16 protein-coding genes are annotated in these 17,422 nt (G+C 58.8%); 11 read left to right on the top strand and 5 right to left on the bottom strand.

Annotated features, from left to right (window positions below):
• Window positions 1-3 precede the first annotated feature (3 nt).
• The 5 genes from BV034_RS17310 to BV034_RS17290 all read right to left on the bottom strand — a co-directional run bounded on the left by BV034_RS17310 (window position 4) and on the right by BV034_RS17290 (window position 5,020).
• Entirely contained in the window at window positions 4-558 is a 555-nt protein-coding gene (locus tag BV034_RS17310; protein ID WP_050028249.1) for a sigma-70 family RNA polymerase sigma factor, read from the bottom strand.
• A 194-nt stretch (window positions 559-752) separates the two neighbouring features.
• Window positions 753-1,403, bottom strand: coding sequence for an NUDIX domain-containing protein (locus BV034_RS17305; RefSeq protein ID WP_050028248.1), 651 nt, complete (start codon window positions 1,401-1,403; stop codon window positions 753-755).
• 464 nt (window positions 1,404-1,867) lie between these two features.
• On the bottom strand, window positions 1,868-3,553 hold the full coding sequence (locus BV034_RS17300) for a LamG-like jellyroll fold domain-containing protein (RefSeq protein ID WP_050028247.1): 1,686 nt from the start codon (window positions 3,551-3,553) through the stop codon (window positions 1,868-1,870).
• Entirely contained in the window at window positions 3,550-4,083 is a 534-nt protein-coding gene (locus BV034_RS17295) for a sigma-70 family RNA polymerase sigma factor (RefSeq protein WP_050028246.1), read from the bottom strand. Before BV034_RS17295 ends, BV034_RS17300 begins: the two co-directional genes overlap by 4 nt.
• Before the next feature lie 160 nt (window positions 4,084-4,243).
• Window positions 4,244-5,020, bottom strand: coding sequence for a ParA family protein (locus BV034_RS17290; protein ID WP_050028245.1), 777 nt, complete (start codon window positions 5,018-5,020; stop codon window positions 4,244-4,246).
• Between the two features lie 936 nt (window positions 5,021-5,956).
• Here BV034_RS17290 and BV034_RS17285 point away from each other — a divergent pair.
• The 11 genes from BV034_RS17285 (at window position 5,957) to BV034_RS17225 (ending at window position 17,409) form a co-directional block, all read left to right on the top strand.
• Window positions 5,957-8,368 carry a DEAD/DEAH box helicase gene (locus BV034_RS17285; protein WP_050028244.1) on the top strand — a complete coding sequence of 804 codons (2,412 nt, stop codon included), beginning with the start codon at window positions 5,957-5,959 and terminating at the stop codon, window positions 8,366-8,368.
• Window positions 8,369-8,929: 561 nt separating this feature from the next.
• Window positions 8,930-9,757 carry a hypothetical protein gene (locus BV034_RS17280; protein WP_050028243.1) on the top strand — a complete coding sequence of 276 codons (828 nt, stop codon included), beginning with the start codon at window positions 8,930-8,932 and terminating at the stop codon, window positions 9,755-9,757.
• Between the two features lie 641 nt (window positions 9,758-10,398).
• On the top strand, window positions 10,399-10,791 hold the full coding sequence (locus BV034_RS17270) for a hypothetical protein (protein WP_050028241.1): 393 nt from the start codon (window positions 10,399-10,401) through the stop codon (window positions 10,789-10,791).
• 21 nt (window positions 10,792-10,812) lie between these two features.
• Complete coding sequence (locus tag BV034_RS17265; RefSeq protein WP_050028240.1) at window positions 10,813-11,511, top strand: hypothetical protein; 699 nt, start codon at window positions 10,813-10,815, stop codon at window positions 11,509-11,511.
• Between the two features lie 388 nt (window positions 11,512-11,899).
• Complete coding sequence (locus tag BV034_RS17260; RefSeq protein WP_050028239.1) at window positions 11,900-12,148, top strand: hypothetical protein; 249 nt, start codon at window positions 11,900-11,902, stop codon at window positions 12,146-12,148.
• 441 nt (window positions 12,149-12,589) lie between these two features.
• The gene (locus BV034_RS17250; RefSeq protein WP_265593114.1) at window positions 12,590-13,948 is read left to right on the top strand and encodes a hypothetical protein; all 1,359 of its coding nucleotides are present in this window, start codon (window positions 12,590-12,592) and stop codon (window positions 13,946-13,948) included.
• An 18-nt stretch (window positions 13,949-13,966) separates the two neighbouring features.
• Window positions 13,967-14,332, top strand: coding sequence for a hypothetical protein (locus tag BV034_RS17245; protein WP_050028236.1), 366 nt, complete (start codon window positions 13,967-13,969; stop codon window positions 14,330-14,332).
• A gap of 2 nt (window positions 14,333-14,334) precedes the next feature.
• Complete coding sequence (locus BV034_RS17240) at window positions 14,335-15,522, top strand: zonular occludens toxin domain-containing protein (RefSeq protein ID WP_050028235.1); 1,188 nt, start codon at window positions 14,335-14,337, stop codon at window positions 15,520-15,522.
• 22 nt (window positions 15,523-15,544) lie between these two features.
• Window positions 15,545-16,936 (top strand): hypothetical protein, encoded by a 1,392-nt coding sequence (locus tag BV034_RS17235; protein ID WP_050028234.1) that lies wholly within the window; start codon window positions 15,545-15,547, stop codon window positions 16,934-16,936.
• Window positions 16,933-17,148 carry a hypothetical protein gene (locus tag BV034_RS17230; protein WP_050028233.1) on the top strand — a complete coding sequence of 72 codons (216 nt, stop codon included), beginning with the start codon at window positions 16,933-16,935 and terminating at the stop codon, window positions 17,146-17,148. Before BV034_RS17235 ends, BV034_RS17230 begins: the two co-directional genes overlap by 4 nt.
• 81 nt (window positions 17,149-17,229) lie before the next feature.
• A complete protein-coding gene (locus tag BV034_RS17225; RefSeq protein WP_050028232.1) occupies window positions 17,230-17,409 on the top strand; it encodes a hypothetical protein in 180 nt (59 codons plus the stop codon).
• Window positions 17,410-17,422 lie beyond the last annotated feature (13 nt).

Raw genomic sequence — 17,422 nt, 5'->3', positions numbered from 1 at the left:
GGATCAGGTCGCAGCCTCCGCCTGCATCTGTTTCTCCGCGCACTGGAGCAAGGCTGCCCGCATGCGCTGGATGGTTTTGTAGAAGGCCTGGGCGCTTTTGCCTGCCTGCGCGGCCACCTCGTGGAACTTCACCCCCGGCTGGTAGGCGAGCTGCAGGAGTTCCTTCTGGCGGGAATCGAGCTTCTCCAGGCATTTGCCCAACGCGGAGCGGTGGCGCTCCAGCGAGTCCACTTCTTCCAGGCTCTCCTCGGCCAGCAGGTCCAGGATGTCATCGTTGAACACCAGCCGGTCCCGGGATTGCTTTCGCAGGTGCTTCAGCGCCTCAAATCGCGCAATCGCCGCCGCCCAGGCCATGAAATTCGTGTCCGGATCGAACTGCGAGAACTTCCGCCAAGCCACCAGACTGGTCTCCTGCATCACCTCGTCCACATCATCCCAATCCCGGACCAAGGTCCGCAGGAAGCCCCGCAACCGTCCTTCGTGGTGCACGAAGAGCCGGACGAACGTCTCGTAGTGTTCGGGTGGCTGGGGCAGGGAGGCGGAGGCGTCAGAGGACATGCGCAGTTGCAGGGTTACCGCATCAGAGGCGGGAATTGGACGGGGAACAAAACTTCAACCTCAAATACAAACGATCAAGGAAGCCTCAAACTTCCAAGGTTCAAAGGAACATACGTTCGGGCAATCCTCACGCTGCCTTGAGGCTTGGGGCTTGTGACTTCTTTGAAGTCTGGCGTTTTAATTTTGAAGCCTCGCTACGCCCTGCGCTCCACCAGATGCCGCACACAAATCGCCGACCAGGTCTCGAGGTTTTCGATCCCTGCGACCAACTCGTCCAAGCTGAGGAACTGCAGGTCCTGAATGGCGTCTTCGTTGGAGGTCACTTGATCGCTCTCCAGATCAAAGAGGTGCACCACGCCAAGGTGGACCTGGCCGACCTCATTGGAGTCATCATTGATCAGGCCAATGACCTGCTGGGTGTGACTGCCCGTGAGCACCAACTCTTCTTCAATCTCGCGCTCCACGCCGTTGAGGTAGGTCGTCTTGGCGAGGGAGTCCTCGCGTTCGTCGTGCGGGTTGATGTGGCCGCCGATGCCGACGCTGCGCTTTGCCACGAGGCGCTTTTCACCCGACTTGCCGCCCCGGGTATAGACGAGGTACTTGCCCTGGTGGTGAAAGATCGCGTACGGGATGATCTGCTTGTGCGTGGGGTCCAGTTCCGCGGCAGGGCGGGGAAGGAAGAAGTTCGCGCCCGGTGCCAGGATGGCCTCCAAATAACGGTCCACCTCCGGCTGAAATCCCTGGAATGCCCCCAGTTCATCGAACAGCGCACGGGGGATCACCAGAACGTGTTCGACAGATGCGACAGCAGCAGCGGGAGCAGGGGAGGCGGTGGTTTCGGACATCGGCCCGTTTGTAGGCGGGGAGGCCGGGAGGGGCAAGGGGAATTCAGTGGGCAGTCATCAGTGGGCAGTAGGCAGTAGGCGGCGCATTGGACTCCCCTGGTCTGGGGGCACCAAGTGACAACCACCGTTTCGCAGCAGGGTTGGAGTACCGCTTTTAAGCGGAATCAGGATACAATTGGCCCTTGATCGCGCTCCCGGTGCGAAGCGACTGACCAATTGGCAATCGCTTGGGGGCCTGGGGATGGAATCTCGCCATGGGACGTGCGAGACGTGATTCCGCTTAAAAGCGGTACTCCAACCCCGGTGCGAACTTACTCCAAAAGTCGGGACACGCACTGCTCTGCTCCTGTCGTGTTAACTCCGTTCCGTCGCAGAGCCACCCTGCCGATTAACAATCGGCGGCACGGCAGATTGCCAATCTGCGCTACAGCCCCTCAGGTCTGGTGTCTGGCAGTCTGGTGTCTTCAATTTGGCTTCCCGATCTCGAAGATCCGCTCGATCTCCTTCGCGCTCAGAGCCTCCTTGAACATCAGAAACTCATCCATCCGACCGTTGAAGCTGCGCACCTCAGTACGGGGCGTTTTGCCTTCCGGCAGCCCCCAGTTGCCCAGTTCTCCGCTGCCGATACGGATACGTGTGGCGGGATCCACTTTAGCCTCCTTCAACTCACTGACCTGCCGTCCATTCACATAGTGCCGCAGCATACTCGTGCGCACATCGAAGGTGGATGCCACATGGAACCAGAGCCCCAGATTCTCCGGGCCAAAGAGCACAGGGGAGTTGAGCACGTGCTGGCTGCCGCCTTTCCCGTTGTGCACCCCCAGGGCGACAGCTCCGGACCGGATGATCTGCCAGTGGGGGTTGCCATAGGTCCAGGTATCCGTGAGAAAGAGGCTGTTGAAATTCCGGTCCACCCCGCCCACCTGCACCCAGGCCGCCAGCGTGATGGCATCGTACTCGCCAGCCACTGCCAGGCGCACGCGGTCGCCGGGTGACTTGAAGTCCAACGCCTGCTTGCCTCTCCAACGCCCTTGCGCCCACTGCGCACCCACGACGGAGCCGTTGGTAAACTCGGGTGCATAGGGTTGCTGATTCCGCAGGGTGCGATCCCACGCATTGAGCGGCTCAAACGTGTAGCCCACGAGCAGGCGGGGATCTTCGAGGAACTTTTGCAGTCCCACCCGCCACTCCAGCTTCCGGCGTTCGTCTGCATCCTGAGATTTTGCATGCAGTGAGGCGATGTCGGCGAAGGCCTGAGTGTCGGCCCCCGTCGTTCCCGCCCCATTGGCGGCGTTCCAGCGGGCCCCTGTTTTGAGGTTCAGCTTGTCGTCGCCGGCTCCGGGATACACCTCCACCTCACCGTCGAAGACATGCACATCCGACTTGCCGGAGTCGCTCACCTTCAGGCCAAACTCAGTACCCAGGTCCACCACCTTGGCATCGGGAGTCATCAGCTTGAACCCACGCGCGTGAGGCGGCACATGCACCCGCATCTGGCCAAACCGGCACTTGGCCTCGTTGACCGAGACGATCTCGAGCTCGCTATTGCCCTCAAGCGTCACCGAAGCTCCGCTGTAGAATTCCAATCGCGCCAGACCGCTCTGCAACTTCACCTTTCCAGCGGGCACGGACATGCCCACCTGCCAGGATCCACCGTCGCTGGCCCACTGTGCGCCCACCACATCCACGAGCACCGCGCAGCCTTGATCTGTCACTTCTGCCTGGGACCCGGGACCGTCATGTCGGTGCAACCTCGGGCTGAAAAGGAGCAGGCCCAAAGTGCAGGCACACAGTACCAGCGAGGCCGCGAGAGCCAGCTTGGCGGAGGCTGGCCATGCCCGTCTCAGAGATCCTGGTCGATGCGCCCCTTCCAAACGGGCTGCATTCACATGCGCACGCAATCCTTGGGGGGCGTCACCCTCTTGATCGCCTGATTCCTGAGATTCGTCCGCGAGCCGGCAGAGCGTCGCTCCCATGCCCAGCCTTTGCACCAGATAGCGGCGGGCGAGTTCACTGCCCAGCAACATGGCCTCCAGGGCCTTCCGGTCCGGCTCGGCCAGTTGATGTTCCTCCAGGTCGTGGAGCCAGCTGTTCAGCTTCACTGTGTCCTCGTCAGAGAGCCGATTGTGATTGCTTTCCTCGTGGCTCATGACAGGGCCTCCTCTTTCGACATGGAATTCGTCACGCAGTCGTGCAGCACCTGTTTGATCCGCATGAGCGCCTTGTAGGCCGCCTGAAGCGACCGACCGCTCACCATCGCCGCCCGCTCCACGCCGCTGCCGCGCTCGTAGCGGGTCAGGATCATGCGCCGGTCCCGTTCATTCAGCTTTTGCAGGCACTGGGCCAGGCAGATCTGCATGGCGGAGGTTTCCTCCTGCATGTTTTCCGCGGTGTGAGCCACCGCCTCCAGCACCTCGTCGTTGAAGACCACCTTAGATCTCGCATACTTCTGCCGGGCCTGGCGCACCTTCCACCAGGCGATGCGCATGGCCCAGGCCAGGAAATCGGTGCCCGGGGTGAACTCCTGAAACTTGTCGTAGATGGTCAGGCAGGTCTCCTGCAGGATGTCCTCCGCATCATGACGGTGCGGCACCAGCGTGTAAATGTAAGCAAAGATCTGCCGCTCATGCCGCATCAACAGCGGCACCAGAGCGCGGTGGGGATCTGGGGCTGGGTCCATGGGGATGGATAGCACCGAGTGGCGCGATTTGGACGCAAAAGGTGCTGAAGCTTCAGGCAAATGGTAAAAGGTGAGAGGTAAGCTCCGGGTGCTTCGACACCCATCACGCCGTTTACCCCACCACTGTTCTACCGAATTACTGAATTACTGGTTTACCGACCTACCGCGCATCCCCGTGCCGACGCAGGAACTCCTCAGCCAGCGACAGGTAGGCCTGAGCGCCACGACCGTTTGGTTCGTACTCGATGATCGACTTGCCAAAGCTCGGGGCTTCGCCAAGACGGATCGTGCGCGGGATGATGGTGTCATACACCACCTGGGAGAAGTAGTTCCGCACGTCTGAGACCACCTGCTGGGAGAGGTTCATCCGGGAGTCGAACATCGTCATCACGATGCCTTCCAGCGCCAGGGCGGGATTGGCCCCGCTTTCGCGGATCTGCTGGACGATCTGCACGATCTTGGAAAGACCTTCCAGGCCGAAGTACTCGCACTGGATCGGCACCAGCAGTTCGTCCGCCGCGGCGAGAGCACCCGTCATGAGCACACCCAGAGAGGGCGGGCAGTCCATGATCGCATAGTCAAAGTGGCCGCTATAGCGCAGCGGCTTCATCACATCCCGCAGACGCGTGAGGTGGTGACCGGTCTGGGCCAGCTCCACTTCGCACCCCGCCAGTTCCTGGTGGGAGCGGATGATGGAAAGGTTCGGCAGGCGGGTGCTCCGGATCACCTGGGTGGGATTGACATCGCTCACCAGGCAGGGGTATAGGCTCCCCCCCTCCTCCTGGGCGATGCCGAGGCCACTCGTCGTATTGGCCTGGGGGTCAAGGTCAATGAGCAGCACGCGCAGCCCTCTTGCTGCCAAACAGGCAGACAAATTTAGAGATGTGGTGGTCTTTCCCACACCTCCCTTTTGGTTCGCGATCGCAACTATCCTCATACGCAGCTTGACGGGCGCATTCCATCATCACAAACCTGCATGACAGCAAGATAAATCCCCATGCAGGTGACGGAAAAGTGGCTCGGTGAAATCGGTGGCTGGCAGGCAATGAAGTCGGCCAGGGAATACGTGCGGACTGGTGGCGTGGCGGAAGCCTCCCATCAAGGCCAGGTCTATCAGGGCCTGGTAGGGCAGGGGGGACGGCGTTACAAGGCCACCCTGACCGTGAAGGACGCGCGCACGGTGGACTGCCGATGTGCCTGCAGTGATGCCCAGCGGGGCCTCATCTGTTCGCACGGATTGGCCGTCGCACTTTATGCGATCAGCGGCGGACCAGCAGCCAGTTCGGGACCCGGTACGGCTGAGGCGCGTCCAGGTACTGGAACATCTCGGTATGCCAGCCCGGTCGGATCTTCGTCTTCGAGGGGTGTGACTTCTCATGCCGCGGGCGTGAAAAGCGCCGATGCCACTCCGAAAGCCGTGCTGGATCTTAACACGGTGCCAGCGGGAAAATTCACCGTCTACATTCCTCTCTCTCATCTCTCTCAGTTACCCAAGGGAACCGTCCCGGTGTACCTCGATTTCCAAGCCGGTGGCGAGACCAAAGAGGCGGAAATCGCCCAATGGCTTTTCACGCGAGGACTAAAATGCCAGTCCATGCCACTCCGACTCCCTGCGGCAGATCTCGGTGAGTTACTCACAATATTGAAGGGACATCCCCGGGTCCACAATGGACTGCCCGCATTGAGCGCTAAACCTTCTGCAAGTGTGACATCCTCACTGAAGGCGCTCCTTATCAATGACTTGCATCTCTCTGATGAAATTGTACGTGTTAACGTATCGCAAAGCATTGACCTTCAGGTGTTAAGTAATGCTTTATCGGTTAGGAGTATTGGCGGTGTTTCGTCGGTAGTCGATGAAGGGGCTGGTACGATTATGCTTCTTGATGGTCCGCATGTGAATAACTTGCGGCAGTTTCTGGATGAGCTTTTTACGCGCCGCAAAGTGGAGCGCACGCCCCGCTGGGTGGCGGCCAACCTCGGGGCGCTCGGGGAAATCCTGGACGTCGAAAGCCCGGCGGCTCCCCTGGCAAAGGTGCGGGTCGTGCCCGCGGATCCGGTCTTTGGTCTCCGGCTCGACGGTTCTCTGCGACGCGTTGAGGCCTCCTTGACGGTGCATCCTGTCCCTCAGGCATCTCATCCGGTCACCCTCGGGGCGGACTTTGGTCGCGAGTGGCGCGAGACAGACCTCTACCCGATTCCGGATCCTTCTGGAGATCCACTGCGATTCCGGCATCGGAATTTGCTGCGGGAGCAGGGCGCTTGGCAGCGATTGGAGTCAGCAGGCTTTCGTATGGATCATCAAGGAGTGCTGGCGATCGATGGTGAGTCTGAAGTGCTGCGGTTTGTCGCCACAGAGTTGCCGCGTCTGAAGGAGCTCTTTGAAATCCAGGACGGTGACGGCTGGCGGAATGCCACGCGCGGTCTGGCAACGATCCGCCCGCAGATGCGAACCAAGGATGATCCCCGGGATTCGTCAGCGGCCGACTCGCGTCAGGGCGCGGGTATGGACTGGCTCAGCCTTGAGGTGGCCTATGAGGCCGCCGATGGTTTCCGCATCGCTCGCCAAGAAGTCCTGCGCCTCATTCGCAGCGGCAAGCGGGATGTTCGAGCTCAGGATGGGCGTCGGTATCTCCTGGATATTGAGGGCTGCGAGGAGCTGGAAGAGACTCTGCAGGATGTGGAGTCGCGCTTTGGCCATGGCGGCCAGACCATCGCCGTCAGGTCACGTCAGCTTGGGGTGCTCAGTGATTTCCTTCCCGCGGGCAAATCTGCGGTGCCACTGAAGGTGCCTGCACTGGAAATTTCGCAGATCAAGACGCTACTTGCAGAGCTTGGAAACACCTTGCGACCTTATCAGCTTGAAGGGGTTCAATGGCTTGAGCAGCACACCCGCTCAGGGGCGGCGGGGCTCCTGGCGGATGAGATGGGTTTGGGCAAGACCGTGCAGACCTTGGCGCTACTCCGTATCATCCGGGCTCGGGTCAACGCGGCGGGAGGAAAAGGGCAGGGGGGCGAGCCGGTTGGGCCCGCCTTGGTGATTTGTCCCACCTCGCTTTTGTCGAACTGGTCAGAAGAAGCGGCCCGCTTCACGCCCGAGCTCAAGACCCATGTTTCTCATGAAGCTGGTCGCAAAGAGAAGCTGGGGAGCCTTGCCGATTACGACGTGGTATTTACGTCTTATGCTCTGATTATCAGAGATCTAGAGTATTACGTGAACCTTAAGTTTTGCGTCGTCGTGCTGGACGAAGCCAGCTATATCCGAAACCCGGATACCGCTGCCGCCAAGGCGCTGTGTCAGCTCAAGGCGGAGGCGAGATTTGCCCTCACGGGTACCCCGGTGGAGAACTCCATCAAGGATCTCTGGTCCATCTTCGCCTTCATGCTGCCGCGATACCTGCCTGTGCTGGAGGATTTCCAGTCCCGGTTCGTGAAACCGCTCAGCCAGGCTGAGGGGCGGTCCACCCAGTCGCGCGCCATCATGGAGCGTCTGCGCCGGCTCATCCGGCCCTACCTGTTCCGTCGCACCAAGCGGGAGGTGGCCAAGGATCTTCCGGAGAAGATCGAGAAAGTGGTCTGGTGTGAACTCACCCGGGAGCAGAATGAGGTGTACCAGCGCCTGCTGGAGGAAGGGCGTGAGGAGATCCGCTCGGCCCGCAAGCGGACCGGACAAGGCTCGGCGCGTATGACTATGTTCACTGTGCTCCTGCGTCTGCGCCAGGTCTGCAACGACCTCCGGCTTCTCAAGCTGGGAGATCAGTTCAAAGGGCAACCCGGCGGCAAATGGCCCATGCTGGAAGAATTACTGCAAGAAATCATTGACGGCGGCGGCAAAGCATTGATATTCAGTCAGTTCGTAGGCATGTTACGTTTAGTGCGTGACAAAGTCCAGAGCTTGGAGATCGCTCACAGCTACCTGGATGGCGGCACTCAGGACCGCGGCGGTCAGGTGTCAGCGTTCCAATCAGACCCAGAACGGAAGCTTTTCCTCATCAGCCTCAAGGCTGGCGGTTACGGCCTCAACCTGACGGCAGCAGATCACGTGCTCCTGGTGGATCCTTGGTGGAATCCGGCCGTCGAGGCGCAGGCGATCGACCGGGCGCACCGTATCGGTCAGGGCAGGCCGGTGACAGCGTACCGCCTGGCGACGAGAGGGACGGTGGAGGAGAAGATCCTCAAGCTCCAGGAGAAGAAGCGATCCATCATGGACATGACCTTGGAAGACGATCCGACCGTCATGGCCGGGGTCTCAGATTCCGAGTTGGAAGAGATGCTCATGGGTGCGTGACGGCAGCCATCTCGGGATGGTCTCAGTGTTGCGTCTCGCAGTTTCGTCAAGGCTGCAGGACGCGCCTGGGTCTGTGCCGGTGGCCACAGGACGCTGGCGCGATTCTGAGAACGGCCTTCACGCGAGGCAGTCCAAATTGGCGCGAAGCTTTGTGAGCCCAGCGCCGGACGGCGTCAAAACTTCGAAATCCTGAGGCCTCAAAATCAGGCGTTTATACTGAATGTTGCACGTGGAACACTGCCTCACAAAGTGACTTGGATGAGGCTCAGACCTGCGAATTGGCCAGGCATCGGCTATAGCCGACTATAGCCGATTATAGCCGGAAACTGTCAGAACTGAGTGCAGATTGGGGGTTTGAGGGTGTTTTGGAGCTCTCGCCGGGGAATACTTATAACTAGATACAATGTACGTAATGTAAAATAGACTGGTGAAAATAAAGGTATTGAAAAGATGTCTCTTGCATGCTGCTCCGCTGCCCCTATTTTTGCCGTAACGCTGATTCTGTTCGGCCAGACTTAATTGTCGCCCGTCCGTGCTCGTAACACGGGCGGGTTTTTATTTATGAACACGTTTTCGCAAAGACACGGATACGTAAAAACTCCCGACAGTCCCCAATTAGAGTGCTTGTCTGATGTTCTTCGAAGGAAGGTCTGGAACATCCTGAAGCTTCATATTTGGGACGATTGGAGTTCTGGAGCGTGGGACTACACAACGCCCAAAGTGCAGGCGATAGAGGAGCTTTATCTCAGCATTTGGTATTTCCTCGGTTGGGATTTGGACTCCCTGTCTCGCTACAATCGCACCCCTTCCAAGCATATTGGGTATGATACATTGAAGAGCCTTTTCCTGGAGGGCGACTGGTTTCGCGTGCTGGATCTACTCGAGTTTGTTGTGCTCAAGTGGAATCCTGGGCGTGAAGACTTGGTGGGGGCGGTCAATCGAGCATTCGAACAAGAATTCTCTGCTTATCGGATCATTGGTGGCATGATTGTACCTATCAGTGACATAGTAGAAGTGCAGACCGTCGAATCGGCCATGGCTTCTTCATGCCCGCATAGCTCAACCCATATCAAAACTGCGGCGAAGCTTTTGGCCCTGCGCCCGCACCCGGACTTTCGAAACGTTATCAAAGAGTCTATTTCCGCAGTCGAAACTGCCTGTAGGCAGCGCACCGGGCACAGTACGTTGGGTGAAGCTTTGAAGAAGATCCCCCTCCCCAGTTGTCTAAAAGAGGGCTTCACAAAGCTATATGCCTGGACCTGTGGACCTGAAGGCTTGCGACATGCACTGATGGAAGAGTCCACTGTGACCCATGCTGAAGCAAAGTTCATGCTGGTGACCTGCTCAGCGTTTACAAATTACCTGGAGGAAGTTTTGCCAAAAAAATAATTGACTCCGTTATAGTCATTGTGGAATATCGCGGTGCTGTTACGAGCAGCCGGGTTTACGAGACCCGTAGTTATCATGAACAGAATCCGCAACATCGTTGCGCCGTCACTGGTGCAATCAGCCTTTGGCTTCCTGTGTGAAGTCGGCTCAAGTCCAGCGCACGACCGCTGGACCCGTGTTGTCCTGAATGTGGACTCGCAAAGCGAATTGAAGCTTGCTGCCCTGCGTTCTGGTCTGTTCCGAACAGAGACCAGATCAGCGCGGGCCTGCCAAACTCCCCGTGTGCCATTGGTCACAACGAGGGAGCGGCATGCGCGGAAATAGCCGGACTGCCCCCCTCTCCTCTTTGGTGCCAGCGCGTGGCGGATTCCGCGTGTCAAGCACCCGCCGTGCCCTGGCAACTCCCCGTCGAGGGGTGCGGCGTCAAGACTTTGGCGGTGGACTCCGTTCGATGGATGATCGGACAACCGCCCGCTGCATCAACCCCGCTGACCTTCAGGGTGCGGTGCAGCGTCAAATTTCCCTGACATGCCAGTCCGCCCACGATGGCGGCAAGAGCCTCGGAAACTGCCAGTGCGCGCCCCGCCGTGCTGGTCGCACCCCAAGCGGGGCCAATCAACTCAACAACCAAAACTAAAGCCATGGTAATCAAGGCAGAAATCCAACGTGTCGAAAAACTGGAGTTCCCCGACAAGCAGAACCCCGGTCAGAAGGTCAGCATGTATCAGCTTATCCTGGGCGACAAATCGAAGCACTTCCGGTGCACGACGCCCATGATCATGACTGTGAAAGCCGAGAAATTCCGCAAGGAGTTTGGCGGTGGAAGACCCTCTGAAGCCGTGGACGAGCGAGTCACTGTAGCCGTGCAGGAAATGACCGCCCGCAATGCCTTCATTGCGATCCGTGGCCAGATCGTGAAGGGCGAGCACACCGCCGAGGCAATCGAGGCCATGGTGCACCCGGACGCTGACGAGATCCCGATGGGATCCGCCTCTGCCCCGGTCAAAGCGGCCGCGGGAACCGCCAGCAAGTAACACACTTTACGCGTCGGACAGATGTCACCAGACGTCTATAACCTCAGCCTCGAAACGTGGCAGTACTTTGTCACTCTGACCTATCGCTCAGAGGACGGGGAAAAAAATCACGTCTCGGTGCCCAAGGTGGACGGTCGGCGGCACATGTTGTTTGCCTTCCTGCGTGAAGTCGCGAAGGGCCTCAAGAAAAACGGCGAGGGAAAGCGCATCGACAAGGTGCACTTTTCCAAGCTGCTTTGGGCCGCTCGTGAGGAGCGTGGGGAGTTCAAGGGACGCTACCATTTTCATATTCTGATCAGCGGCTTACCCCCTGGGCGGATGAATCAAACCGAACGCTTCACGATCAAGGAGATTTGGAAGCGCTGCGGTGGGGGTCATTCGGACGTGCGTATTTTCGACACCCGACTTTCCGGGGTGCAATACGTTCTCAAGGGGCTTGAGGAATGGAGTCGGTCACGGGCGAACGCATACGAAATGCGCAAGTTCGAGGAATCCGACTACGGCCGCGAGGTGATCTTGGCGAATGCCTGCGTAGAAAAATGGGCGCGGGGTTCGGTAAAGCCAAGACCTACGGAAGGGACAGAGAACACCGATACCTCGGGGCTGTCACTGTCGGGCCGTCGCAAGGCGGCAGCTGATCGCACGAAGCAAGCACCAGCGTATGAAGGCGGCCTGTGGGTCCCCAGCATGCACCCGGCTGGTACTTCCTTCGTTCGATAGGTTCCCCAAGGGGAGGGACGGGGCGAGCGAAGCGAGCCCCGGACCGAACCCGCAGGGGCGACTTGAATGGAGAAGCTATGCCCGCGAAGCGGCGGACGGAAAACACCGATCAAGGAAACAACCATGAACCTTTTCTTTAGTTATGAAGATGCCCCCAAAGACTGCCCGCTTGATATGCTCCCGTTTGAAGACAAGGCGTGCCCTCTCTGCGGGTCGCCTGTATCGCATCATTGCCCGGACGTCGGAACCTGCCCGGAAAGCAGAGCAACGACCCTCCTATACGTGGGCGCCGTGGCGCAAGTGGGGGGCCTGAAACTTTCGGCCTAGCTAGCCGACAACAAAACAAACTGCCCCGTAGCCCGGGGCCACCAAGAAAGACAAAACCAAAGTGAAAAACACGCTCAAGAACACCCTGCGCAAAATCGCCCGCAATCGCAACGTCAGCCGCATGCTGGCAGTGGGCACCCTTGCCCTTGTGACGGTCGGCACCGCCCGCGCTGACTACACCACCGAAATCGAGGCCACTGCGACCTCCCTTTCCACCCAGGCAACCGCGCTCTTCGCTGCGTTGGTGCCTGTGGCCGGGATCATTGCCGTGGGTGCCTTCGTGGTGCGCAAGATTCAGCGTGGCATCTAAGGTGCCTTAACCTGGAGGGGGGGGCGAGGGTGTAAATCTTCGCTCCCCTTTTTTTATGGTCGAAATACAAGTTCTAGATGAAACAACGGTGCAGGTTGGTGGCCAGTCTTTGACAGGTCCCCTGCATGTCTTTGGGGAAAGCTGCACGGTCGCTGGAAACAGCTTTAGCCGTGGCTATGTCGTGGTGAATGCCGGCACCGCAGTAGAGCAACTCCCCTTCACGGTCCGGCAGGCGGAACTACTCCCCTACTCTGTATGTCTCGTTTTCTTTCTCGGGTTGCTCTGGGCGCGCTTTGGGCTGTCGCGCTGAATCTCTCTTATTCGGCCTTTGCGGTTGATTGGGTGTGTCAGCCCACGACCACGATGTGGACGCCCCCAAGCACATCGGGGACCAACCGATATTATTTCTTGATGGTCCGTTACGTTGGTTCTGCCTCGAATTTGAGCGGATCCCTGATCGCACAAAGCACTACTGCCAACAACTTTAACCCTGGTGGAGCTCGCAGCGTCAGCCTCGGCGGGGTCCGTCCCGCAGCCTTTGAGGCAATCATTGGGTATGCCAACACCGCGAATGGAGATGTCGGTTGGACCCCGATTCAATCTTGGTTCGCCGTCGAATCCGGCAGCGGAAAGACCAGCCAGCCCGCTTATTTTCCTGAGGGCACGGGAACGCCCTTCAATTACATGGGGTCTGGTCGCACCACGGGCGCGGGCGGCAGTGGTGACAGCGTCAGTCAGGCGGGCGCTATTACCTCCGGCGGCGGCGTGCAAGAGGTTGGGCAGAAGGTGGGCGTGTCCCTGACGAACACCACAGGCCAGCCGCAGCAATACACGATCCGCCCGCGTGATGCGGCAGGCAACGCCATTCCCGGGATGCCCGACGAAGTGGTAGAATTGGCTCCGGGGCAGTCCTGGGGAAAACAGTACACCCGGCCCTCCAGTTCTGGCGGAACGGGTGCTTTCTCCGTTGGTGTCGGGCTTGTGCAGTGGGTGCCTGACGTTGAATTCGGCGGCACCAAACAGGAGGAAGTGCCTCAAGGAAGCACGCAGTCACAGCCAGTCGTGCAGCCCTCCACGCAGACGCCCACCCCGCCCCCGACGGGGTCAACGGGCGGCGCGACGCCCGTTGTAAACAGTCCGAACCCGTTGCCTGCTCCAGCCGCAAATACGCAGGTATCCGGCACCGCAGCGGCGACCGCCAGCCAGCAAAACAGCATGACAAACAACATTACTGCCGAGTTGCAGCGGCTCGGTGGCATCGTCAAGGCGGTCGGCGACACCGCTCACGTCGATGCGGTGGGGACGTTGAACGCGATCAAGGCGCAGTCTGGCGCTGGTGTCGGTGATGGTGACGGTGGGCCAGAGGTGGACATGAGTGGAGTTATTTCCGCGATCAATCAAGGGACGGCTGCAACGGCAGCGGTGGGCGAAGGCGTGGGTGATCTGAAAGAGGCTCTGACCGGGGACGGCGATGATCCGGGAGAGCTTGGGGAAGGCATTCCAGAAGATGACGGCGCATTTCTGGCTGGCATGGGCGAGATGCTGACAACGCTCAAAACGCGCTTCGGCATCTTGGGCGAGGCAATAGACGATGCGTTTTCCACCGTGCTCCCGGGGTCTTCTTCCAGGCAGAGCTTGGACTTCCAGATTCCCACCCCCTTCGGGTCCATCAACTTCAACATCTCCCAGTATGATGCGTGGATCCAACTCTGCCGAGATGTGATCCTTTTGGTGGTCTCGTGGCAGATGCTCTTGAGCGCCATCAAAATGATCCGTGGAGCCTTCGCAGATGCAAATTAACACCTAGAACCTAACACTATGTTTCTCACACAATTCATCTATTCGGTCCTTCGCACCCTTGCCAATATCACCCGCGATGGATTCCGGGCCGCCAACATGGTGGCCCTCAAGGCGTTTCCCCTGCTCGCTATACCTATCTTCCTGTTCACCGCGCTCGGGTCCATCGTGCTGAATGACAACCTCTGGAACAGCACCATGCAGGGCGTGCAGTTCGTGCAGTCATCCGGTGCGGGTTCTAAGGGTGGTTTCATGGTCATCTATGGGAAAATGAACTACTTCTTCCCCATCAGTGAAAGCATCATGATGGTGGCAACGCTGATCCCCATCAAGATCGTCTGCACTGGCATCCGCATGGTGAAGTCCTGCATTCCAACCGTGGGCTGATTATGGCACTCTACCTTGTAACAGGCGTGATGGGTGGCGGGAAAAGCTACCTGGGCGCGGACGTGTGTTTGACGGCCTTCGAAGAAGGCGCGGTGGTGCATACCAACATGCAGCTTAATGAGGAAACCATCGCGGAAAATGGTTGGCAGGATCAGCATATCAAGCTCCCTGCTGATCCGTCTGAATGGCAGTCGGTGATCCACGCGGGCGAGGAAGGCAAAGAAAACCTTCTCATGGTCGATGAGGCCGCGCTGTGCTTCCACGTGAACGACCAGCAAAAGAAGCGTGGAGACAACCGCGATATTTTCGAGTTGCTCGTGTGGTCCAGAAAGGCGGGTCTGGACGTGTATTTTATCACGCAGTCAGCGGCAAACATTGACGTGATGTTGCGGCGTCTCACCGAGATCCGCGTGCACTGTGTTGCGGTCAAAATGATCCCGTTCGTAGGCTGGCTGGCGAGGCCGCTCCTGGGTGACTTCAAGCGCATGCGCTACGGCGGCGGCGAGGGTAAAAACCTCATTGGCTCCACCTATCACCGCTTTAGTCAGCGCATTGGCGATTTCTACAGGACAGACGACACCGTCGGCAGGTCGCTCGGCCTCAAGAAAACGGCCAGCCGTGGAGCCAAGAAAAACAAGGACAAGCGCACGGCCCTAATGGTGCTCGCGTTCCTCGTCCTCGCGGTGGTTGTCGGAGTCTGGCAGGTGAAGGGCATTTTCTCGGCAGCACGCAAAGAGGAAAAGAACCTCAACGCTTCGATAGGTTCGGGCGCTGGCTCAACCACGGCCCCGGTTCCCGCAGATTTCAGCGGCAAACCTGCACTCGCTCCGGTCCTGCCCCGCGACACTGTGACTTATCACGTCGAGGGCGTGGAATGGAACGTGAGGCTTGAAGACGACCTTATTATTTCCGCGCACGACAAGACCCGGCAACGGGTCTTTTGCCGTGACGGCGTGCTTCTGGAAATCGGTGCCAGCTATCGAGGGGAAAACCTCGTCGCCCTCGTCGAAGTCGGGGGGCGTTTTTACGCTACAACTAAAACAGGCCGCAGGCTGATAGCTCGGCCATGGACAACACAAGAAAGAAAAACATGGATACAATCCTCGCAGATCTCGCAGGCTCCCTTTTCGGGGTCTTCGCCGTTGCCTGTCTCATTGGGTCAGGGTTTGAGTTCGTTGCTCGGGCGCTGAGAGCTTTTCACGCTGACTAAGTATGAATCTTGCCGTTCTCGCTGGTCTGGTCACCCTGTCGTTTCAGAACGTCCCCGTTGCAGAAGTCGGGCAGGTGTATGAAGAGGTCTCTGGCATCCGAGTGATGGTGCACCCGGAGGTGCAGGACACGGAAGTTACGGTCCGTGCCTTCCGTCCGTTGGAACAGTCCGCAGCCCTCAAATGGATTGAGGAAAGTCTCCGTTTGGAGGGCATAGGGTTCGAGTACACAACAAACTCCGTGGTGTGGCGCTCGGTGCCAAAGGTGCAGGGCGAGGAAACCCGCGAAGATGCCGAGCGGGTGGTGTTCCGCTTCCTGCCAGTCTCCGAGTTCGTCGAGGCCATCACCCAGGCGCAATCCATGACAGGCATTCCTTCGCGTGTGGCCCTTCCGGAAAGTTCAGGCTTCGGAATCAATCAGGCTTCACCGCTGGGCATGGTCCCGGTCCAATCAACCCAGATTGCCCCACAAGCCTCTATGCCTCTCTCTGGCAGTGGCATTGCTGACGTTCTCGGGGTCCGTGTGGTGCAGGACGTCGCCGGGAATGCTGTCACCTTCTACGGCACTAAGGCGGGCCGTGAGGCTCTTAAAAAGGTGGCGCTGCAAATGGATGTCGATCCGGCCATGATCGAGCTAGAGGTGATCATTGCAGAGTACGCGCTGAGCGATGGGCAGAGTGCCGGCGTAGACTGGTCGCAGATCTTCACGCAGGCCACCGACGGCCTTCGTCTGGCTGGCAGCATCCGGGGCGCGGGTTTGGCCGATTTGGCCCAAGTCAGATCCGGCGCATCTGCTCTCTATGGGGGCGAGGGCCTCACCCTCTACGGGCAAGTTGGGCAGGACTATAGCGCAGTCGTCCAGGCGCTTTCCAAGCTGGAGGATTTCCGCATTCTCCAACGTCCCAAGCTGCAAACGGCAAACCACAAGGCCGCCAACATCTATGTTGGGGAACGTGTGCCGGTGCCCGGTCGGACGGTCACGGAAACCGCGTCAGTGGTCACGACGGATTATCTCCCGGTTCGTCTGGAGGTCTCCGTAACCCCCCACCTCATGGAAGGCGGCAAGATCCGTTTGGATTTTAAGCAGTCCAAGAATGACGTCACCGGGTTCAGCGAGGTATCAGGAAACAGCCTGCCAAACATCTCAGAGCAAGGCGTGCAAAGCATCGTCGTTGCCCGGGACAGTGAGACGGTGTTCCTCGGCGGTCTGCGGACCAAGCGCGACACGGAAACCGTTACCGGGGTGCCCGGGCTGAACCGTCTGCCTGTGCTGAAATACCTGTTCGGCTCCGTCAAGAAGGGCACGGAGACAAAGGAAATCGTCGTGTTTGTCCGTCCGAAGGTCGGGCGCGGTCCAGTCAAGGCGATGGATCTCACCCACTTTTTCAAGCCATGAGCGCTTACTTTCCCGGGTTCGATCACAGTGCGGCAGAAGACCGGGCGGCAGTGTCGCTTGGCTGGTGCTACTGGTCCCGCGAGTGGCACGAGCGAAGGGAACGGGCCACGGACCGGAGTCTAACCGTGGTCCAGCGACAAGAGGCGCTGAGGTGCCAGAACGTGGCGGCGTTCTGGCTGGCGCGGCTACAGGAAGGCGGACCTCAGCATTAAGGCACCGTGCAATGCGCAGAAAGGAATTGCAGCAATGATAATTTACGTTAAAAGTGTATTAACTTTAACTATTAAGCTCAGATGACCGAAAAAGTGAAAGCTGAATTCAGGATAGGGAAAGAAGTGATCGTGTCCGGCCAAAGCACCATCGACGAGAACCGCAGATTGGGTACTTTTGATCTCGAGAGCGCTGAGTGTAAGAAAGAGTTCCCGAACAGTTACACCGCCGAAAGTGGGACCATTGCGCTCGACGGGTTTTAGACATTCGCGGCAA

The organism is Verrucomicrobium sp. BvORR034 (assembly GCF_000739635.1).
GTDB lineage: Bacteria > Verrucomicrobiota > Verrucomicrobiia > Verrucomicrobiales > Verrucomicrobiaceae > Verrucomicrobium.
This window is presented reverse-complemented; position numbering and strand designations above follow the sequence as displayed.